A 313-nucleotide genomic window follows, 5' to 3' on the forward strand; every position below is an offset into this window, starting at 1 on the left:
GTAGGCGGTGACGGCGCCGGCGGCGTCGGTGGCCGTCTCCAGCTGCCCGTGCTGGTCGTAGGCGCGGGAGACAGCCTTCCCGTCGGGGTAGGCGACCGACACCAGCCGGCCCTCGCCGTCGTAGGCGTAGGTGATGAGGGTGTTCTGCTTGGCGTCCGCGTCGTCGCGGGCGCCTTCCCACATGCCGGTGACCCGGTTGAGGGCGTCGTACTCGGTCTGCCGGACGGTGGTGGCCCCGCTGGCGTCGGTGACCGCGGAGGAGAGCAGCAGCCCGGTGTCCCCGTCGTAGGTATACGCGGTCGTGGAGACGGTG

General features: G+C 71.9%; 1 protein-coding gene. It reads right to left on the bottom strand.

Translation table 11 applies throughout. The features are described from left to right. A partial coding sequence (locus tag IF89_RS46835) for an RHS repeat domain-containing protein (protein ID WP_043195084.1) occupies positions 1–313 on the bottom strand: 313 nt, incomplete at both ends.

The sequence above is a fragment of the Streptomyces sp. NRRL F-2664 genome (assembly GCF_000719345.1).
Taxonomy (GTDB): Bacteria; Actinomycetota; Actinomycetes; order Streptomycetales; family Streptomycetaceae; genus Streptomyces.